Source organism: Streptomyces sp. V3I7 (assembly GCF_030817495.1).
In the GTDB taxonomy this organism is placed as follows: domain Bacteria; phylum Actinomycetota; class Actinomycetes; order Streptomycetales; family Streptomycetaceae; genus Streptomyces.
In genome coordinates this window covers 4,693,320-4,713,450 of sequence record NZ_JAUSZK010000001.1, presented here as the reverse complement: position 1 = coordinate 4,713,450, position 20,131 = coordinate 4,693,320, and the positions used below count along the sequence as shown (strand labels likewise).

General features: G+C 71.8%; 18 protein-coding genes. 9 read left to right on the top strand and 9 right to left on the bottom strand.

What is annotated here, in order from left to right; all coding sequences use genetic code 11:
* Window positions 1-42 precede the first annotated feature (42 nt).
* Both QFZ74_RS22130 and QFZ74_RS22125 read right to left on the bottom strand, forming a co-directional pair.
* Window positions 43-705, bottom strand: coding sequence for an NADPH-dependent F420 reductase (locus tag QFZ74_RS22130; protein ID WP_307622549.1), 663 nt, complete (start codon window positions 703-705; stop codon window positions 43-45).
* Between the two features lie 164 nt (window positions 706-869).
* Complete coding sequence (locus QFZ74_RS22125) at window positions 870-1,082, bottom strand: EF-hand domain-containing protein (RefSeq protein ID WP_307622548.1); 213 nt, start codon at window positions 1,080-1,082, stop codon at window positions 870-872.
* A 186-nt stretch (window positions 1,083-1,268) separates the two neighbouring features.
* Here QFZ74_RS22125 and QFZ74_RS22120 point away from each other — a divergent pair, with 186 nt between their 5' ends.
* Window positions 1,269-1,925, top strand: a complete 657-nt coding sequence (locus QFZ74_RS22120; RefSeq protein WP_307622547.1) for a GNAT family N-acetyltransferase — start codon at window positions 1,269-1,271, stop codon at window positions 1,923-1,925.
* On the opposite strand, the gene QFZ74_RS22115 is transcribed toward QFZ74_RS22120, so the two are convergent.
* From QFZ74_RS22115 to QFZ74_RS22085, 7 genes are all read right to left on the bottom strand, one after another.
* Window positions 1,894-2,499: an ADP-ribosyltransferase gene (locus tag QFZ74_RS22115; RefSeq protein ID WP_307622546.1), complete on the bottom strand. Its 606-nt coding sequence runs from the start codon at window positions 2,497-2,499 to the stop codon at window positions 1,894-1,896. The two genes, QFZ74_RS22120 and QFZ74_RS22115, sit on opposite strands and share 32 nt — an antisense overlap.
* 77 nt (window positions 2,500-2,576) lie before the next feature.
* Window positions 2,577-3,788 (bottom strand): YncE family protein, encoded by a 1,212-nt coding sequence (locus QFZ74_RS22110; protein WP_307622545.1) that lies wholly within the window; start codon window positions 3,786-3,788, stop codon window positions 2,577-2,579.
* On the bottom strand, window positions 3,788-4,615 hold the full coding sequence (locus tag QFZ74_RS22105; protein WP_307622544.1) for a polysaccharide deacetylase family protein: 828 nt from the start codon (window positions 4,613-4,615) through the stop codon (window positions 3,788-3,790). Before QFZ74_RS22105 ends, QFZ74_RS22110 begins: the two co-directional genes overlap by 1 nt.
* A 305-nt stretch (window positions 4,616-4,920) precedes the next feature.
* Window positions 4,921-5,424, bottom strand: a complete 504-nt coding sequence (locus QFZ74_RS22100) for an ATP-binding protein (RefSeq protein WP_307622543.1) — start codon at window positions 5,422-5,424, stop codon at window positions 4,921-4,923.
* A gap of 315 nt (window positions 5,425-5,739) precedes the next feature.
* Window positions 5,740-6,507 carry an enoyl-CoA hydratase/isomerase family protein gene (locus tag QFZ74_RS22095; protein WP_307622542.1) on the bottom strand — a complete coding sequence of 256 codons (768 nt, stop codon included), beginning with the start codon at window positions 6,505-6,507 and terminating at the stop codon, window positions 5,740-5,742.
* 77 nt (window positions 6,508-6,584) lie between these two features.
* Complete coding sequence (locus QFZ74_RS22090; RefSeq protein ID WP_373462426.1) at window positions 6,585-7,820, bottom strand: Ig-like domain-containing protein; 1,236 nt, start codon at window positions 7,818-7,820, stop codon at window positions 6,585-6,587.
* A gap of 171 nt (window positions 7,821-7,991) precedes the next feature.
* Window positions 7,992-9,215 carry an Ig-like domain-containing protein gene (locus QFZ74_RS22085; RefSeq protein ID WP_307622541.1) on the bottom strand — a complete coding sequence of 408 codons (1,224 nt, stop codon included), beginning with the start codon at window positions 9,213-9,215 and terminating at the stop codon, window positions 7,992-7,994.
* Window positions 9,216-9,336: 121 nt separating this feature from the next.
* On the opposite strand from QFZ74_RS22085, the gene glgX reads away from it, so the two are divergent.
* The 8 genes from glgX to QFZ74_RS22045 all read left to right on the top strand — a co-directional run bounded on the left by glgX (window position 9,337) and on the right by QFZ74_RS22045 (window position 19,910).
* Window positions 9,337-11,586 carry a glycogen debranching protein GlgX gene (glgX, locus tag QFZ74_RS22080; RefSeq protein ID WP_307622540.1) on the top strand — a complete coding sequence of 750 codons (2,250 nt, stop codon included), beginning with the start codon at window positions 9,337-9,339 and terminating at the stop codon, window positions 11,584-11,586.
* Window positions 11,587-11,664: 78 nt separating this feature from the next.
* A complete protein-coding gene (locus tag QFZ74_RS22075; RefSeq protein ID WP_307622539.1) occupies window positions 11,665-11,931 on the top strand; it encodes a type II toxin-antitoxin system Phd/YefM family antitoxin in 267 nt (88 codons plus the stop codon).
* Window positions 11,928-12,365 carry a PIN domain-containing protein gene (locus QFZ74_RS22070; protein WP_307622538.1) on the top strand — a complete coding sequence of 146 codons (438 nt, stop codon included), beginning with the start codon at window positions 11,928-11,930 and terminating at the stop codon, window positions 12,363-12,365. The genes QFZ74_RS22075 and QFZ74_RS22070 overlap by 4 nt, the downstream gene beginning before the upstream one ends.
* Before the next feature lie 194 nt (window positions 12,366-12,559).
* On the top strand, window positions 12,560-14,338 hold the full coding sequence (locus tag QFZ74_RS22065) for an ABC transporter ATP-binding protein (RefSeq protein WP_307622537.1): 1,779 nt from the start codon (window positions 12,560-12,562) through the stop codon (window positions 14,336-14,338).
* A complete protein-coding gene (locus QFZ74_RS22060) occupies window positions 14,335-16,194 on the top strand; it encodes an ABC transporter ATP-binding protein (protein ID WP_307622536.1) in 1,860 nt (619 codons plus the stop codon). Before QFZ74_RS22065 ends, QFZ74_RS22060 begins: the two co-directional genes overlap by 4 nt.
* A gap of 22 nt (window positions 16,195-16,216) precedes the next feature.
* A complete protein-coding gene (locus tag QFZ74_RS22055; RefSeq protein WP_307622535.1) occupies window positions 16,217-17,941 on the top strand; it encodes an ABC transporter ATP-binding protein in 1,725 nt (574 codons plus the stop codon).
* Window positions 17,938-18,159 (top strand): hypothetical protein, encoded by a 222-nt coding sequence (locus QFZ74_RS22050; protein ID WP_307622534.1) that lies wholly within the window; start codon window positions 17,938-17,940, stop codon window positions 18,157-18,159. Before QFZ74_RS22055 ends, QFZ74_RS22050 begins: the two co-directional genes overlap by 4 nt.
* Complete coding sequence (locus QFZ74_RS22045; protein ID WP_307622533.1) at window positions 18,156-19,910, top strand: ABC transporter ATP-binding protein; 1,755 nt, start codon at window positions 18,156-18,158, stop codon at window positions 19,908-19,910. Before QFZ74_RS22050 ends, QFZ74_RS22045 begins: the two co-directional genes overlap by 4 nt.
* Window positions 19,911-20,131: the final 221 nt, after the last annotated feature.

The window sequence follows — 20,131 nt, the reverse complement described above, 5'->3', positions numbered from 1 at the left end:
GGCCCCGGCGTCAGCGCCGGAACTCCACCGGCCGCCCGGGCGTCAGCCGCGGAACTCCGCCGGCCGCTCCGGTGTCGCCTCCGTCAGGGCCTGCTTCACCTGCTCGAGCCCCTCGCGCAGGCCGTACACCGGGGTGCCCGGCTGCTGACGCCAGGAGTCGTCGATGCCGCCCGCGTCGACCGGGTCAAAGCCGAGTTCGTCGATCAGTTCCATGACGACGCGCTTGGCGTCCTCGTCGTCCCCGGCGACCGGCAGGGCCATGCGGTCGGGGGCGTCGGCCGGGCGGGGGCGGTCCACGATGTCCTGGGCGAAGGTGCCGTTGAAGGCCTTGATCACGGGGTGGCCGATCTGCCGCTCGGTCCAGCGGCTCTCGGTGATGCCCTCGTCCTCGATCCCCGGGATACGGCCGTCGCGTTCCTTGGGGTAGTAGTTGCAGGTGTCGATCACCGCGACACCGTCCGCCGCCTCGTCCAGCACGCCCTGCGGCAGGTCGGGGAGCGCCTTCATGGGGACCGTGACGACGACGACCTCGGCGTTGCGCGCGGCCTGCTCGACGGGCACGGGCGTCGCGCCGGTCTCCGCGCCCAGGGCGGTGAGGGTGTGCGGGCCGCGGGAGTTGGCCACGGACACGTCATGGCCGAGGGCGCTGAGCCGCCGGGTGAGGTTGCCGCCGATGTTGCCCGCGCCGATGATGCCGATCTTCATGACTCGCCTCACGCCTCCCGGGTCGGTGTCCCTTCGTGCAGATCACCATCAACGCCGCACCGGGGCGAGCTGTTCCGGGCCGAACGGGTGAGGGGAAAAAAAGGCAGGAAAAAGAGGGCAGGAAAAAAGGGGGCGCCCGCGCGGACGCCCCCTCTCCTCTGAGGTCACTTGCTCAGGTAGGCCCAGAACTCGTCGAACGACAGAACCTTGTCGCTGTTGATGTCACGGGCCTTGATGAGGGCCTCCGCGACCGACTCGGTGACGTTCCAGTCACCCGCCTGCGCCAGGGCGGTCTTGAACTCGGCGGCGGTGATGAACCCGTCGCCGTCCGCATCGATCCGCTGGAACTGCTTGCGTGCCTCGTCGATGTCCGCCACCGATCCGCCCCTTTTGTTCGTGTTTCGCTGCCGTGTTGGCGTTCTTTCGCTGGTCAGATTAACGGCCCGCGTGCGCCTGGAGTGCAGCGGCCACCCAGCCGAACTCCTCCTCGGGGCGATGCCGGGTCTGGGAGTCTGGGCCTTCCAGTGGGTGGAGACTCAAGCGCGGACTCAAGGGGCGGGGTTGTGGCGGAGACCTTGCGGGACATTCTCGACGCGGCGGCGCGCGGCGTCTTCCCTCCGGCGGACGGACGTACGACCGTGCTGGCGCAGCCCTCGCCGCGGGACGCGGGCGTGCTCGCGCTCACCGCCCACTCGGTGGTCTTCACGGACGAGGACCCGCGCTGGGTGCACGAGACGCTGCGGGCGACCGAGTGCGACGCGCTGGCCGCGACGATGAACGCGCGGTTCCTCGCCGCGCTGATGGACCGCACGGGCCGCCCGTGCGACACGATCGACGTGCTCCTGGTGGGCTCGCCGCTGCCGGGCGAGACGGAGTTGGTCCTGAAGGAGATCGGCGATCCGGCTCATCCCCGCGTGGTCAGCGCGCACCGGCGGCGCGACGAGGTCCGGGTGTGGACGGCGGACGGCGGCGTGCTCGTGCTGGGCTGCGGCGTCGCGGGTCGGCTGGAGGTCGCCGTCGAGGTGGACGAGGGGGTACGGCACCGGGGGCTGGGCCGGGCCCTGGTGACGGCGGCGCGACAGCTCGCGCGGGAGCCGGTGTGGGCCCAGGTGTCGGCGGGGAACGCCCGCAGTCTGCGGGCGTTCCAGGCGGCCGGCTACCGGCCCGTGGGCTCCGAGGCGCTGCTGGTCAGTGCCAGGGGTGGTAGTACGGGTTGCTGACGCAGTCGTTCATGACCTCGGTCTTGGTGGCCTTGTCGACCGGACAGACGCCGATGATGTACTGACGCGCGATGCCGCCGGGGAAGGCGACCTCGACCTGGTCGGCCCACTTGTGGGTGTCGCCGATGGTCTTGTTGACGTCGATGCCGCCGGGGGCGTCGACGTAGTAGTTGTAGCCGGACTTGTACCAGGTCTTGTACAGGTCATGGTCGTACGACGTCGAGACGTACGGCGAGGGCTGGTTGACCAGGACGTACTGCTCGACGTCGTACTGGCCGTCGATAACGTCCCTCGGGTGGAATCCCTGCTCGAAGACGACCGCCGGACCGCGGCTGTCGCTGCGGTACAGCGTGCCGCAGGACTTGCGCCACACCGGGGCCGGCGTGATCCGGGCGACCTCGACGCGGTGGTCGGCTGCGGCCTTGACCGGGTCGTCGAACTGCGGGCAGGCGGGGGCCACCTGGGCGGAGGCGTGGGCCGGCGCGGCGGAGGGCAGGGCGGCCGTGGTCGAGAGGACGGCACCGAGGGACAGGACGGCGGCGGCGACCCGCCGCCGAACGCGAGTGGTGATCATGGGCAGCACGATGGCGTCTCGGCTGCGCGGTGTGGGGGATCGTCACCCGGCCGACGGCGTGTCCAACTTCCGTCCCGTCAGCGGAAGATGCCGGTGTGGCCGAGCGAGTAGCGGCCGGGCTGGGGGTAGACGGCGAGGCCGTGCGGGCCGCTGCCGACCTTGATGCGGGCGAGCTGGCGGCCGCTGCGGGTGTCGATGGCGTACACCTCGGAGTTGTAACGGCCGGACAGCCACAGGACCTTGCCGTCCGAGGAGACGCCGCCCATGTCGGGGCTGCCGCCGTCCGGCAGCCGCCACTTCTTGGTGAGCCGGTTCTTGGTGAAGTCGAAGACGGAGATGGTGCCTTCGCCGCGGTTGGAGACGTACATCTCGCGGGAGTCGCGGCTGACGTACAGGCCGTGAGCGCCGGCGCCGGTGGGCAGGAACGACGGCTTGGAGAACTTGTCGCCGTCGAGGATCCACATCCCGCTCGCCTGCATGTCGGCGACGTAGAACCGCTTGCCGTCCGGCGAGACCTTGACGTCCTGCGGCATCGCGCCCGAGCGCGGGAGCCGCTCCTGTCCGACGACCTTCATCTTCGCGGTGTCGACCTTGAGCAGTTCGCCGCTGAACTCGCAGGAGACGATGAAGTACCGCCCGTCCAGGGAGAAGTCGGCGTGGTTGACGCCGTAGCAGCTGACCGGGACGGTCTTCACGCGCTTCATGGTGTGCGCGTCGCGGAAGACGAGTTCGCGGTCGAGCGAGGCCATGACGACCGCGTACTTGCCGTCGGGGGTGAAGTAGAGGTTGTACGGGTCGTGCACGGCGACCGGCTTGCCCGCCTTGCCGGTCCGCGGGTCGATGGGCGTGAGCGAGTGGCCGCGGTCGTTGTTGACCCACAGGGTCTTCAGGTCCCAGGAGGGGACGACGTGCTGCGGCTGGGCGCCGACCGGGATCGTCTCGATGACCTTGTACGTCTTGGGGTCGATCACGGTGACGGTGTTGGAGTTGGTGTTGGGGACGTAGACCCGGGACGGGAAGTCCTTGACGACCGGGGAGAGCTTGCCCGGGCGGTCGGCGGCGTAGACGTCCTTGGGGTCGAGCACGGGCGGCATGCCGGGCAGGCCGTCGGTCTGCTCGGATCTGGGCTCCGGCTTGGGCCGCGGGCTCTGCGCGGACTGGGCCGCCGACCTGCTGGCCAGCGCCTCGTCGGCGCGCTGCGAGTCGTCCGAGGCGCAGGCGGAGAGCAGGCTCAGGGCCGCCAGGGCGGCGCCGAAGGCCAGGGCACGGACGGCGTGGTGGGGGTGCATCAGCTCAGCAGCTCCGTGGTGGTGACCGCGCGCAGTCCGCGGCGGTCGAGTTCGTTGAGGACGGCGGGGAGGGCTGCGACGGTGTCCGGATAACCGAAGTGCAGGCTCACCACCGAGCCGCCCCGGGCCTCGGCGAGCACCTTGCGGGTGACGGCGGGGGCGCCGGGCCGGGTGTAGTCGAGCGAGTCGACGTCGTACGACAGGACGTGCGGGTAGCCCGCGGCGTGTGCGAGCCGGGCGACGAGCGGGGAGGCGGTGGGGGCCCGGGACGGGCGGAACCAGGTGCCGATCGAGCCGGTGAGGCGCTTGAGGCGGTCCGCGCAGGCGGTGATCTCGGTGCGGGCGTCGGCCTCGGCGAGGGTGTTGACGGCGATGTGCCGCTGGGTGTGGTTGCCGAGGTCGTGGCCGCCGTCGAGGATGCGGTGGGCGAGGTCGGGGTGCTCGTCGAGCCAGGTGCCGACGGCGAGCACGGTGATCCGGGCGCCGCGCTTCTCGACGGTGGTCAGCAGCTCGCGGGCGAGGGCGGGATCGCCCTGGCCGTGGAAGGTGAGGGCGAGGCGGGGCCGGTCGCGGGGGCCGTGGGTGAGCTGGCCGGGCTGTCCGGGGAAGGCGCGCGGGGCGGGGGCGGCCGGGCGGGGCGGGGGGCCGGAGGCGCGGTGCGGTGCGGGATCGGCGGCGGGGCCGGACGCGGAGTCCGCCGGGGCGGCGGTGGCGCCGTGCGAGGAGGCGTCGGCCGCGGAGCAACCGGCGGCGAGCGTGCCGCCGGCGACGAGCGCGGCACCCGCGCGGAGCACCTCGCGGCGGTTGGTCGTGGTCACGCCCCCCATTTAAGAGGCGGCACGCCGGAAATCGGCCCATTGCGCCGATCAGGAGCTATGTCGGGTCGCGACATCCGCGGTGGGTAGCCGGCCTAGGGTCTGTCGTTTGGATCAGGCCGGCTGTGAGGTGCGGTACTTCTCGACCGACCCGAGCGGGGTCTGGTGCGTGCAGCTGCAAGGCGGAGGAGGGCGTCAACGCGATGGGGGTCCCCCCGCGCGAGCGGAGCCGAGCGTCGGGGAGTTGGCAACCGACGACAGCGCCGCAGACAGGCATGCCAGGCCCCGCGTCTGCGGCATGATCGACGAGACACCCCCTAGCGGTCGGTGACCCGCATCTCGAACCAGGTCGTCTTGCCTCTCGGCAGCAGGTCGACGCCCCAGCGGTCGGAGAGCTTGTCCACCAGGAACAGTCCGCGCCCGCTGATGTCCGTCTCCTGAACCGGCATCAGACAGGGCAGCCCCCGGGAGGGGTCGCGGACCTCGACGCGGATCCAGCCGGGGCGGCGGCGCATGCGGAGGCCGAAGACGCGGGCTCCGGTGTGCCGTACGGCGTTGCCGACGAGCTCGGAGACGAGGAGGACGGTGTCCTCGGTGAGCTTGGGGCTGAGCCGCCACTGGCGCAGGACGACGACCTGGGCGAGGCGGCGGGCGGTGGCGGCGGACTCGGGGCGGGACGGTAACGGAACTTCCGCCTCCGTCGGATTGCCGCACAACTCGAACGCCTTGAGCGCCCGTTCGTCCTCCACCGCGGGAGACCAGCGCGCCGCGGTCGCACGGCCGAGTCCCCGTGGCTGTTCGATGCCCTCCAGCCCCGCCATGCCTCCATCATGGCCGCCCGGAGCGCCCTCCGGGGCCGTTCCGCTGGAATACGCCCCCCGGAAGCTCCTATTCCGGGACATTCGACCGGCATATGCCTACGTCATTTCAGGGCCCGGCTTCAGCCTTCTGACCTGCGGAGACGGAACTCTTCCGGGCAACCCACGGGCCTCCTCGACGCGACAGACTCAGGGGATCCCCAGGATTCCCACAATCCGCCCCATCGGGGGACGCGGGTCAGACATCGCGTCAATTGCAAGCGGTTCCGGGCCAGAACCCGGAACCACTTGGCGAGCATCGAAACGCTCCTTGCGGGATCAGAGGAACTTGGCCTTGCCGGGCCCTTCCTCGACGAAGCTGCGCATGCCGCGCTCCCGGTCCTCGGTGGCGAACAGCCCCGCGAACCAGTTGCGTTCGACGGCGAGCCCGGTGTCGATGTCCGTCTCCAGGCCCGTGTCGATCGACTCCTTGGCCGCGCGCAGGGCGATCGCCGGCCCCTGGGCGAGCTTCGCGGCCCAGGCGTGCGCCTCGGCGTACACCTCGCCGGCCGGGACGACGCGGTCCACCAGGCCGATGGAGAGCGCCTCGTCGGCCTTCACCATCCGGCCGGTGAAGATGAGGTCCTTGGCCTTGGACGGGCCGACCAGCCGAGGCAGCCGCTGGGTGCCGCCGGCGCCCGGGATCAGGCCGAGCAGGATCTCCGGCTGGCCGAGCTTGGCGTTGTCGGCGGCGATGCGGTAGTCGGCGCACAGCGCCAACTCGCAGCCCCCGCCCAGCGCGTAGCCGGTGACGGCGGCGACGACCGGCTTGGGGATGCGGGCCACGGCGGTGAAGGCGTCCTGCAGGCCGCGGGCGCGCAGGACCATCGCGGCGTGGTCCATGGCCTGCATCTCCTTGATGTCCGCGCCGGCCGCGAACACCTTCTCGCCCCCGTAGACCACCACGGCGCGCACGTCGTCGCGGCGCGTGGCCTCCTCGGCGAGCTCCTTGAGCCGGTCCTGCGTGGCGATGTCCAGCGCGTTCATCGGCGGGCGGTCCAGGCGCAGCGTGCCGACGCCCTCGGCTACTTCGAGATGTACGGTCATGCCCGTCAGGTTAACGGGGACTAACGACAACGGGCCCGGTGTGGTCGGTCACACCGGGCCCGTACGTCAACCGAGGCTCACGCCTTCCACTTCTCCCAGGACATGTTCCAGCCGTTGAGGCCGTTGCCCGGGTCCACGGTGCGGTCGTGGGAGTGCTTGACGACCACCACGTCGCCGACCATCGAGTGGTTGAAGAACCAGGCCGCCGGGACGGACCTGCTGTAGCCGCCGCGCACGTCGCGCAGGCCCACGCAGCCGTGGCTGGCGTTGAAGTTGCCGAACGCCCCGCCGCCCCAGTAGTTGCCGTGGATGAAGGTGCCGGAGTCGGTCAGGCGGATGGCGTGCGGGACGTCCTTGATGTCGTACTCGCCGCCGTAGCCGACCGTCTCGCCGTTCATGCGGGTCACGGTGAGCTTCTCGCGCATGACCATCTCGCCGTTCCAGGTCTCGTAACCGGGCTTGCCGGTGGTGACCGGGATGGTCCTGATGACCTTGCCGTCCTGGGTGACCTTCATGGTGTGCTTCTTGGCGTCCACGATCGAGACCTGGTTGCGGCCGATGGTGAACTTCACGGTCTTGGCCTGCTTGCCGTAGACCCCCGGGCGGCCCTCGACTCCGTCGAGGTTCAGGGTGACCGTGACCTTCGTGCCCGCCTCCCAGTACTTCTCGGGGCGGAAGTCCAGGCGGTCGTTGCCGAACCAGTGGCCCTCGACGTCGACGGCCGGCTCGGTCTTGATCTTCACCGCCTTCTCGACGTCCTCCGGGTGCGTGATGCCCCGGGTGAAGCGGAGGGAGAACGGCATGCCGACGCCGACGGTGGAACCGTCCTCGGGGGTGAAGTTGCCGATGAAGGTGTTCTTCGGCGTCAGGGTGGTGAAGCTGGAGTCCTCGGCCGCCGACCGGCCCGCGGAGTCCTTGGCGTCGGCGTGCACGGTGTACTTGGTGGACGCGGCCAGATGGGACGCGGGCGTCCAGGTGGTCCCCCCGTCGGTGATCTCGCCGTCGACCTTCTCGCCGTTGTCGTCCTTGACCTCGACGCCGGTCAGCTTCCCCTTGCCGACCGTGACCTTGAGTGCGCCGTTGGTGTCGACCGACTTGGCGCCGTCCTTGGGCGCGATGGTGACGACGGCGTCCGACTGCTTGCTCTGCTGCGCGGTGGCGTCCTTGCCCTTCCCGTCGCCCCCGGCGCCGGCCCCTCCCCCGCCGCACGCGGTGACGGCGAGAAGGAGGGCGCCGGATATCAGCGCCCCCGCACTCCTGCGCCCCCGCCCCCGCATGCCGGCCCACGACCCCGATATCGGCCGCACGTTCAATTTTTCTCCCCTCGCCGGGCGTGTCAGGCCCGGGCCCTCACCCCTGCGCGTCCCGCGCGCACATTGGCGCATATTAACTGCCCGTTCAGGGGCGCCGGCGCCCGGCGATTGTCACTGTTCAGTCCCAAAGCTTCCCCGCCCACCGTGACCGCAACCCAGCCTCTCACCAGGTCACTTGACGGCGCCGCCCGCCTTCCACTCCTTCCACCCCATGTTCCACCCGCCGAGCCCGTTGCCGGGAGAGACCGTTTGGTCATTGCTGTTGACGACCTCGACGACGTCGCCGATGAGCGTGCGGTCGTAGAACCAGCCCGCGGGGGTGTCCGAGCTGCCGCCCTTGATGTCCCGCAGACCCACGCAGCCGTGACTGACGTTGACGTTGCCCGGGGCGGTGGGCGCCCAGTAGTTGCCGTGCAGGAAGGTGCCGGAGTCGGTGAGCTTGATGGCGTGCGGGACGTCGGGGATGTCGTACTCGCCGCCGAAGCCGACCGTCTGCCCGTTCATGCGGGTCATCTCCAGCATGTCCATCACCACCATCTTGCCGTTGTACGTGGTGGTCTTGGGGGCGCCGGCCGTGATCGGCACGGTGGCCAGCAGGGAGCCGTCGCGGCGCACCTCCATGGTGTGCCGGGCGACGTCCACCTGCGAGACCTGACTGCGGCCGACGGTGAAGGAGATCGTCTTGCGCTGGAGGCCGAAGACGCCGGGCGCCGCCTCGACGTCGCGCAGCCCGATGTCGACCGTGACGTGGGTGCCGGGCTTCCAGTAGCGCTGGGGGCGGAAGTCGAGGCGGTTCTTGCCGAACCAGTGCGGGCGCACCTCGACGGTGGGCTTCGCCGTGACGCGGACGGCGCGTTCGACGGCCTCGCGGTTGACGATGTCCCGGCTGAACGCCAGGGACACGATCATGCCGGTGCCGACGGTGGAGCGGTTCTCGGGGGTGACGTACCCGATGAACCGCTCCTCGGGGACGTACGTCGTGAAGGTGCTGTGCCGGGCCGAGCGGCGGCCGTGGCCGTCCAGCGCCACCACGTCCACCGTGTACTTGGCGGCGAGCGCGAGCTTGCCCTCGTCGGGCTCCCAGACCCGGCCGTCGTCTCTGATGTGCCCGGTGACCGGGGTGTCCTGGGCGTCCTGCGACCGGACCACGCTCACCGACTCCAGGCGTCCCTCGGGCACGCGCACCCGCAGCCGTTCGGCCTGGCGCACGCCCTTGCTGCCGTCGTCCGGGGAGACCCGGATGAGGTCCTCGGGCGCCGAGGGTTTGCCGAACACCCGGTCGATGCCCGCCCCGTCCGAGGTGCAGCCGGCGGCACCCGCCAGCAGTCCTGCCCATGTCACCACCGCGGCCAGCGCCGCCGCCGCGCGCCGAGCGCGCCTCTGTCCTTGCCTCACGCGTGACACAACGACGGGGGCCGCCCCGGGGAAACGTGAGTGCGACCAAGGCGGTGGGCAGAACAGTGGGGAGGACGATGCGAAGAGCCGCCGATCAGTCGATTCGCAGAGGGGCCGCCAGGTGACGAGCGCAGCCGAGCAGCGGGCTCAGGAGCGGGCCGCACAGGGCGCCCGCCGGGCCGCCGTGGTGAACGGCGGCCGTCGCCCGGCGCCACCCGCCGTGCCCGCCTGGCCGGGCGCGCCCACCCCGCTGGGGGCGCGTTTCCGGGTCGGCCCGGACGGGGTCGCGGGCACCAACTTCGCGCTGTGGTCGGCCGGTTCGGAGTCGGTCTGGCTGTGTCTCTTCGACGAGCGGGGCCGGGAGAGCCGGGTGCGGCTGACGGAGCTGACGCACGAGATCTGGCACGGCTTCGTGCCCGGGGTGATGCCCGGCCAGCGCTACGGCTACCGGGTGGACGGCCGCTGGGACCCGTGGACCGGCGCGCGCTGGAATCCGGCCAAGCTGCTGCTCGATCCGTACGCGCGTGCGGTGGACGGCGAGTTCACCCTTCCGGCGGAGGTGTACGGCCATGCCCGCGACTGGCCCGAGCAGCATGTCGCCGACACCGTACGCGACGACCGCGACTCGGCGCCGTACGTCCCGAAGGGCGTCGTCGTCCACGACGACGTGACCGACGACGAATGGACGTACGACCGCCGCCCCAAGACGCCGTGGGCGGACTCGGTGATCTACGAGCTGCACGTACGCGGCTTCACCAAACTCCACCCGGACATCCCGCCGGAGCTGCGCGGCACGTACGCGGGGCTGGCCCATCCGGCGGCGATCGAGCATCTGGTGAGGTTGGGCGTCACGGCGGTGGAACTGCTCCCCGTGCACCAGTTCGCCCACGAGGACCATTTGTTGCGCCGCGGCCTGCGCAACTACTGGGGCTACAACTCCATCGGCTACTTCGCCCCACACGCGGCGTACGCGGCCTCCGGTACGACGGGACAGCAGGTCGGCGAGTTCAAGCGCATGGTCCGCGCGCTGCACGCCGCCGGCATCGAGGTCATCCTCGACGTCGTCTACAACCACACGGCGGAAGCGGGCGAGTTGGGCCCGATGCTCTCCTTGAAGGGCATCGACAACCGCGCGTACTACCGCCTCCAGGACGACGCCCGCCGCTACGCCGACTACACGGGCTGCGGCAACACCCTGCACGTGGTCCGTCCCCACGTCCTGCGCCTCATCACGGACTCCCTGCGCTACTGGGTCACGGAGATGGGCGTGGACGGCTTCCGCTTCGACCTCGCGGCGGCGCTGGCCCGCTCCATGCACGACGTCGACATGCTCTCCCCGTTCCTGGCCGTGATCGCCCAGGACCCGGTGCTGCGCCGCGTGAAACTCATCGCGGAACCCTGGGACATCGGCTCGGGCGGCTACCAGGTAGGAGCCTTCCCCCCGCTCTGGACGGAGTGGAACGACCGCTACCGAGACGCCGTCCGCGACTTCTGGCGCGGCGCCCTGCCGGACGTACGCGACCTCGGCTACCGCCTCTCCGGCTCCAGCGACCTGTACGCCTGGGGCGGCCGCCGCCCGTACGCCTCGGTCAACTTCGTGACGGCACACGACGGTTTCACGCTACGGGACCTGGTGTCGTACGAGACCAAGCACAACGAGGCGAACGGCGAGGGCAACCGCGACGGCACGCATGACAACCGCTCCTGGAACTGCGGGGCGGAGGGCGAGACGGACGACGAGGCGGTACGGGCGCTGCGCCGGCGGCAGCTTCGGAACCTGCTGACGACGCTGTTGTTGTCGACCGGCGTCCCGATGCTGGTGGCGGGCGACGAACTGGGCCGCACTCAGGGTGGCAACAACAACGCCTACTGCCAGGACAACGAGACCAGCTGGCTGGACTGGACGCTGCTGGAAGACCCCGGCTGGCGGGCGCTGTTCGACCTCACGTCCCGCCTGATCGCCCTGCGCCACGCCCACCCGGTCCTACGCCGCCGCGCCTTCTTCTCCGGCCGCGCCCACTCGGCGGACGGCCTGCGCGACCTGGCCTGGTTCACGCCACGGGGCGAGGAGATGACGGAGGCCGACTGGTACGCACCGTCCCCGACCCTGGGCATGTACCTCTCGGGCCGTGACATACCCGGCCGGGACGAACGGGGCGCTCCGATCCTGGACGACAGCTTCCTGGCCCTGCTGCACGCGGGGCACGACCCGGTGCCCTTCACCCTGCCGGGACCGCCGTGGGCGAATCGCTACGAGGTCGTGATCGACACGTCGCGGGAGGAGCAGGGGGAGGGGCCGGGAGTGATGCACGAGGCGGGGACGGCGATTTCGGTACCCGGTCGGGCGGTTTTGTTGCTGAGAGTGATGTAGCGAACACGTACGGGTAAGGAGCGGGAGCGTCTCCGGGAATCGACGCGTTCCCCGGACTGCGGTAGTACCTTGTACTACATGGAGATCACCGCGCGAGAGTTCAATCAGAACGCCTCGAAGATCCTTGCGGCCGCAGAACGCGGCGAGCTGATCACCGTGATCAAGAACGGGCGCCCGGTGGCCACACTGTCGCCGGCCGGCAGCAAGACCGTGGCACCGTACCCGACCGACCCCATGGGTGAGGACGAGTCCGCTCCCATACTGCGCAGCAGCAATCGCAGGGGCGTACGGCCAGTTGACTGGCAGGCTGGGCGCGGCTCCTATCTGGAGGGCTTCGGCGCATGACTGTGCTCGTTGCCGACACGTCGGGGCTCTACGCCTTCTACGACGCTGACGAACCCGCCCACGACGCATGCCGTAAGGCCGTCGCGCGCGCCTCCCACCTCGTGATCACGCCGCTCGTCCTGGCTGAACTCGACTACCTGATCTCCACCCGTATCGACGCGGCCTCCGCTCAGGCGGCGCTGGGGCACATCAGGGACCGGGTGGCCGAGCGACGGTACGCCGTACCCGAGGTCGAGCCGCACCTGTCCACGGCCCTGGTCACCATGCGGCGCTACCCGCAGATCGGACTGACCGACACGATGAACGCCGTGATGGCCGCGGAGTACCACACGGACGCCCTGCTCACCCTGGACCACCGCCACTTCCGCAAGGTGCGACCCCTCACCGGCCACACGGCCTTCGCCCTGTGGCCGGACGATCTGGACGCCGGGTAGACCGGAGTGGCGCATGAGGCGCGGGCGGCTGTCATGGCGCCGGGGCGTACCTCGCTCCGCCGGAACTTGCCCACCATCGTCCGAAGATCGCCTTGGTGGGCACAGCGGGAAACCGCCAACGGCTCCCCTCCCGCCCCCAGTCCGACGCGAAACTCAGTGGGCGTTGTCAGTCACCATCCGTACGCTCGGCTCTGATGTCGACGACACCTGCAACCACCAACGACCGGTCCGCCGTTCGAGCGCTGCTGCGCCTGTGGCCGTACGTCCGTCCCGTGCGGGTGCGGCTGGCGACGGCCGCGTTCGTCGCGGTGGTGGCCTCCTGTACCGGGCTGGTGATCCCGCTCGTCCTGAAGTGGATGGTGGACGGGCCGGTGGCCGGCCGGGATCCCGGGGGTGTGTGGCTCGGGGCGTTGTACCTGCTGCTGCTCGGGGTCGTCGAGGCGCTGCTGTTCGGGCTGCGGCGGTGGCTGGTGGCACGGCCGCTGTCGCATGTCGAGGCGGAGATGCGGGCCGACCTGTACCGGCATCTGCAGCGGCTGCCGGTGGCCTTCCACGACCGGTGGGCGTCGGGGCAGTTGCTCTCCCGGGGCACGACCGATCTGATGCTGCTGCGCATGTTCCTCGCCTTCCCGTTGACGTTCCTGCTGGTCAACGGGGTGACCATCCTCGTCGGCGTCATCGTCATGCTGGTGCAGGATTGGACGCTGGGACTCGTCATCCTCGGGCCGGCCGTGCCGGTGATGTGGCTGTGCTCCGTCTTCGAGCGGCGGTACTCCGACGTGGCGCGGCTCGCGCAGGACCAGGTCGGGGACCTGACGACGGTCGTCGAGGAGAGCGTCCTCGGGATCAGGATCATCAAGGGGTTCGGGCGGCACCGCAGCCAGGCGCGGGCCTTCCGTGAGCTGTCGCGGACGCTGCGCGGGACGGAGCTGCGCAAGGCGCGGCTGCTGGCGGCGATCTGGGGCGTCATCGTCACGCTGCCGGAGGTGGCCATCGGGGCGGCGCTGGTGGTGGGCGTCGTCCAGGTGGCGGACGGGGAGCTGTCCGCGGGCACGCTGGTCGCCTTCCTGAGCACGGCGCTCGCGCTGCGCTGGCCGGTGGACTCCATCGGGTTCCTGCTGGCGATGAGCCAGGAGGCGGCGACCGCGACGGACCGGTACTTCGAGGTGCTGGACGCCGAACCGGAGCGGCAGGAAGCCGCGCAGCTCCAACCCGGCACCGGTGACCGGGGGTTGCGCTTCGAGGGAGTCACCTTCCGATACCCCGACGCCGCACCCGGCACCCCGCCCACCCTCGACCTCATCGACCTCCACATCCGCCCCGGCGAGTCCATGGCCCTCGTCGGCGCCACCGGAAGCGGGAAGACGACGCTCACGGCGCTCGTCCCGCGGCTGCACGAGGTCACCTCCGGGCGGATCACCCTGGACGGCGAGGACATCACCGCCATGCCCCGCGAGGAGCTGCGCGCCAAGGTCGCCGTGGCCTTCGAGGAACCCACCCTGTTCTCCGCCTCCGTCGGCGAGAACGTGCTCATGGGCGCCGCGGACGGCGCCGGACGGCCGGAGCTGGAGCGGGCGCTCGCCGTCGCGCAGGCCGAGTTCGCGCACGCGCTGCCGCAGGGGACGGACACGCAGGTGGGTGAGCAGGGGCTGAGTCTGTCCGGCGGGCAGCGGCAGCGGCTGGCGCTCGCGCGGGCCGTCGTCGGCCGGCCCCGGTTCCTGGTGCTGGACGATCCCCTGTCCGCCCTCGACGTCCACACCGAGGCGGCGGTGGAGGCCGCGCTGCGCCGGGTCCTCACGGACACCACCGCGCTCATCGTCGCCCACCGCCCCTCGACGGTGCTGCTCGCCGACCGGGTCGCCCTGCTGTCCGGCGGCCGGATCACCGCCGTCGGCACCCATCACGAACTGCTGCGCGTCAACGCCGAGTACGCCCATCTGATGTCCGGAGAGCAGGAGGACGACCAGAGATGACCGCCCCCACGGCCTCCCCCTCCACCGGCCAGGACGACGACGGTCCGCGCCCGCCCCTCGCCGCCGACGACCCCTTCGACCGCGACACGCTGCCCACGCCGCCCGGCGGGACGGCCGCCCTGCTGCGCTCGCTGCTCGCCCCCATGAAGGCCCGCGTCGCCGTCACCACCCTGCTGCTGGTGCTCCAGCAGGCCGCGGTCCAGGCGGGCCCGCTGCTGGTGGCGTACGCCATCGACCGTGCCGTCCCGGCGTTCCGCGCCCACGACCTCGGTCCGCTGATCGCGGTGGGCGCCGGCTATCTGCTGTGCGCGCTGGCCTCCGGCATGCTGCAGTTCGCGTTCATCGAGGCCTCCGCGCGCGTCAACCAGGACGTGCTGCTCGACCTGCGCGGCCGCATCTTCCGGCATGCCCAGGCGCTGAGCATCGACTTCCACGAGCGCTACACCTCCGGGCGGCTCATCTCCCGCTCCACCACGGATGTCGAGTCGCTGCGCGAGCTGCTCAGCGAGGGTCTCCAGGAACTGATCACGGTCATCCTGTCGTTCGTCTCCATCTCGGCGATGCTGCTGTGGCTGGATCTCGGTCTCGGCGCGGTCGCGGTGGCCTCCTTCATGCCGCTGTACCTCCTCGTGCGGCTCTACCAGCGGCGCGCGGGACGGGTGTTCAGGGCACGGTCCACCGCCATCGCCGCGGTGATCGTGAAGTTCGTGGAGACGATGAACGGCATCCGTCCGGTGCGCGCCTTCCGCCGCGAGGCCGTGAACGAGGCCGACTTCGCCGCCCTGAACACCCGGCACGAGCGGACCAACGGCGACGGCATGCTGGAGATGGCCCGCTACGTCGTCGGCTCCCGGCTGGTCGCCAACGCGGCCGTCGCGCTGATCGTGCTGTGGGGCGCCTACCGGGTGGCGTCCGGTTCGCTGGACCTCGGTCTGCTGGCGGCGGCGGTGCTGTATCTGCGGCGGCTGTACGACCCCATCGACCGCCTCGGCATGTTCCTCAACTCGTACCAGTCGGCGGCCGCCTCGCTGGAGAAGATCGCCGGACTGCTGGCCCAGACCCCCTCGGTGCCGGAGCCCTCGGTCCCCAGGGCGCTGCCCGAGCTGTCGGGTGAACTCCCTGGGCGTGGAGTCGTGTTCGAGGGCGTCCGTTTCGCCTACCGCACCGGCGGCGAGGTGCTCCCCCGCTTCGATCTCTCGCTCCCGGCCGGGCAGACCGTCGCGGTCGTCGGCTCCACGGGCGCGGGCAAGTCGACGCTGGCCAAGCTGCTCGCCCGCTTCTACGACCCCACCGACGGCCGGGTCCTGCTGGACGGCGTCGACCTGCGTGAACTCACCCTGCCCGAGCTGCGGCGCGGGGTGGTGATGGTGACGCAGGAGGCGTTCCTGTTCTCCGGCACGGTCGCCGAGAACATCGCCATCGGGCGGCCGGACGCCTCCCGTGAGGACATCGAGCGGGCGGCGAAGGCGATCGGCGCGCACGAGTTCATCGACGCGCTGCCCGACGGCTACGACACGGACGTCCGCAAGCGGGGCGGACGTATCTCCGCGGGCCAGCGCCAACTGGTCGCCTTCGCCCGCGCGTTGCTGGCCGACCCGGCGGTGCTGATCCTCGACGAGGCGACCAGCTCGCTGGACGTGCCGGGCGAACGGGCCGTGCAGCGGGCGATGTCGACGGTGCTGCGCGGGCGTACGGCCGTCGTCATCGCGCACCGGCTGTCGACCGTGGAGATCGCCGACCGGGTGCTGGTGATGGAGCACGGGCGGATCGTCGAGGACGGCACCCCGGACGAACTGATCGCCGGCACCGGCCGGTTCGCCGATCTGCACCACGCCTGGCGCGCCAGCCTGGCCTGACGGGACGAGGAACGGGGGTTCGATGATCGACGCGTACGAGGATCCCGGCACGCCCGACTGTCGCGGCGGCTGGCGGTACCTGTGGTGGCTGGTGACCCGGCAGCCGGGCCGGTCGGTGGCCGGTGCGCTGCTGGGCAGCACGTGGATGGTGCTGCTGGCGGCGACGCCGTACCTGATGGCCCGGGCGATCGACGAGGGCCTGGAGCCGGGTGACATGGGGGCGCTGGCGGGGTGGACGGCCGCGCTGTTCGTGGTCGGGGCGTTCAACGCGTGGCTGGGCGTCATGCGGCACCGCACGATGACCCGGGTGCGGATGGACGCCAACTTCCGCACGGTGAAGGTCGTCGTGCGTCAGGCGGTGCGGCTGGGGGCCGCGCTGCCCGGGCAGGTCGCGGCCGGGGAGGTGGTCACGATCGGCGTCGGGGACGTGCAGACGATCGCCACGGCGCTGACGGTGGTCGGGCCCGGTGTCGGCGCGCTCATGACCTACGTCGCGATCGCCGGACTGCTGCTGTCCGTCTCCGTGCCGCTGGCCGTGGTGGTGCTGCTCGGGGTGCCGCTGATCGGGGTCGTCCTGGGGCCGCTGATGGGGCGGCTGCAGGGCGCGGAGACGGAGTACCGCGAGCGGCAGGGCGTGCTGACCGGGCGGATCGGCGACCTCGCGGGCGGCCTGCGCGTGCTCAACGGCCTGGGCGGCAAGGGGCTGTTCGCGGACTCCTTCCGCCGGGACTCGCGGCGGCTGCGCGACCAGGGCTACCGGGTCGGGGCCGTCACCAGCTGGATCGAGGCGCTGGGCGCGGGGCTGCCGACGCTGTTCCTGGCCGTGGTGACCTGGCTGGCGGCGCGGATGACGGCCCGCGGGGAGATCAGCGTGGGCGAGCTGGTGTCGGTGTACGGCTATGTCGCCGTCCTGGCCGGATGGCCGGTCGCCATGCTGATCGACGTCTGCTACTTCCTGAGCCGGGGCGTGGTGGCCGCGCGGCGCGTCGTACGTCTGCTGCGGCTGGAGCCGGCGCCGGACACCGGCACCGCCGAGCCGCCGGCCGGACCGGCGGCGCTGCACGACCCCGAATCGGGTGTGCGGGTGCTGCCTGGCCGGCTGACCGCGCTGACCGGGGCGCGGCCCGCCGACACCGCCGCCGTCGTCGACCGCCTCGGCCGGTACGCGCCCTCGGACGTCACCTGGGGGGACGTACGCCTGGAGGCGGTCCCGCTGGCGCGGGTGCGCGAACGGATCCTGGTCGCCGATCACGAGGCCGACCTGTTCGCGGGCCCCCTGCGCGAACTGGTCCGCGGGGCCGGGGAACAGGGGGAGGCGGAGGTCCTGAACGCCGTGCACACGGCCGTGGCCGACGACATCGTGCAGGGCCTGCCCGGCGGGCTCGACGCGCCGGTCGACGCCCAGGGCCGCAACCTCTCGGGCGGCCAGCGTCAGCGCGTACGGCTCGTCCGGGCGCTGCTGGCCGACCCGGAAGTGCTGCTCGCCGTCGAACCGACCTCCGCGCTCGACGCCCACACCGAGGCCGCGGTGGCCGAGCGGCTGTACGGGGCGCGCAAGGGCCGTACGACCGTCGTGACGACCACCTCCCCGCTCGTCCTCGACCGCATGGACACCGTGCACTACCTGGTCGACGGCAAGCTCGCGGCGAGCGGCAGCCACGGTGAACTCCTGGACGGGGAGCCGGGATACCGGGCCCTGGTAGCGCGCGACACCGAGATCGAAGCCGACGAGGAGGTGGCCGGATGACGGCCGGAAAGCTGCCCGTCGCCGAGCCCGTCGACGTACGCCGGGCCGCGGCCCGGCTCGTGCGGGCCGACGGGCGGGGCCTCGCGACCGCCCTTGGCACTGCACACAGCGGCGGCCACGGCAGGCCCGCCGGGCGGATCGGGCCCTGGGGCGCGGTCACGGCGACGGACCAGCCGGCACGGGACACCGGCACGAACGCCAAGGAGGACACGCGGTGACGCAGCAAAAGCTGCCCGTCGCCGAGCCCGTCGACGTACGCAGGGCCGCGGCGCGGCTCGTGCGGGCCGACGGGCGGGTCTTCGCGGGCGTCCTGGCGCTGAACGCGGCGGCGGCCGCGGCGGGGCTGGCGGGGCCGTGGCTGGTCGGACGGATCGTGGACGCGGTGCGGTCCGGGGGTGGCATCGCGGCGGTGGACCGTTTGGCGCCGGTCATCCTGGTGTGCGCGGGGGCGCAACTGCTGCTGGCGCGCTGGGCGCGGTACGTGGCGCACCGGTTCGGGGAGCGGACGCTGGGGCGGGTGCGAGAGGAGTTCGTCGACCGGGCGCTGGCGCTGCCCGCCTCGGTGGTGGAGCGGGCCGGTACCGGCGATCTGACCGCGCGTGGCACGGCCGACGTGACGACGGTCGGGACGACTCTGCGCGACGTCGGCCCCGAACTGCTCGTCCAGGGGGTGCAGGCGCTGTTCCTGCTCGGTGCGGTGTTCGCCCTCGACCCGCTGCTGGGTGCTATCGGCATGGTGGGACTCGTGCCCGTCACCTTCGCCCTGCGCTGGTATCTGCGCCGGGCGCGGGCGGCCTATCTCGCCGAGGGGGCGGCCACCTCGGACGTCACGGAGATCCTGGCGGCGACGGCGGCCGGGGCCCGGACGGTCGAGGCGTTCCGGCTGCGGTCCCGGCGCACCGCCGCCAGCCGTGAGGCGCTGGAGACGGCCCGGCGTGCCCGCTTCCACACGCTGCATCTGCGCACGGTGTTCTTCCCGGCGATCGACGTGTCGTATCTCCTTCCCGTGGCCGGAGTTCTGCTCATCGGCGGGGTGCTGCACGCGCGCGGGGCGGTGAGCGTGGGTGACGTGGTGGCGGCGGGACTGTATCTGCGGCAGTTCAGCGAGCCGCTGGACGCGGTGCTGATGCGCGTCGAGCAACTCCAGTCAGGCGGCGCCTCCTTCGCCCGGGTCGAGGGACTCGCCCGCGCCCCGCAGGCCAGGCCGGACGTCGACGACACCGTCCCGGACGGCGACCGCATCGACGTCACCGGCGTCCGCTACGCCTACGACGGGGGCCGCGAGGTGCTGCGGGGCGTCGACCTGACCGTGCGCCCCGGCGAACGGCTCGCGGTGGTCGGCCCGTCGGGGGCGGGCAAGACGACGCTGAGCCGGCTGATCGCGGGCGTGGACGCGCCGAGCACGGGCACGGTGACGGTGGGCGGGGTGCCGATCGCGGGCCTCGCGCCGGAGCGGCTGCGCCGCCAGGTCGTACTCGTCACCCAGGAGCATCACGTGTTCCTGGGCACCGTCCGCGACAATCTGCTGATCGCCGAAACGGCCGCCACGGACGGGCAGTTGTGGGCGACCCTCGCGGCCGTCGGCGCCGACGACTGGGTGCGCGACCTGCCGGACGCCCTCGACACCCTGCTGGGCCCGGACGGCTGCGCGACGGACGGTTCGCGCGCCCAGCAACTCGCCCTGGCCCGCGTGGTGCTGGCCGACCCGCACACGCTGATCCTGGACGAGGCCACCGCCCTGCTGGACCCGGCCACCGCCCGGCACACCGAGCGCGCGCTGGCCGCCGTGCTGGAGGGGCGTACCGTCATCGCCATCGCCCACCGTCTGCACACCGCGCACGACGCGGACCGGGTGGCCGTCATGGAGGACGGGCGGCTCCGCGAACTCGGCACGCACGACGAGCTGGTGGCGGCGGACGGCGCGTACGCGGCGCTGTGGCGGACGTGGCACGGGGACCGCCGGGCCTGACCTGATCCGCCTGCGGCGCACAGTCCGCGCAGCCCGCGCAGTCCGCGCAGTCCGCGCAGTCCGCATAGCGAATACGGGCCTCCGGTCAACGGAGGCAATTCCGGCCAAGTTGCTGACGCGCTCCTGACAGGTTGGGTGATCCCCTGCGACTCTTCCCACGACCGGTTCACAGCGGCCCCACAGATTCGGAACACGGTGGCGGCGCCGGTCATGGACAGTTC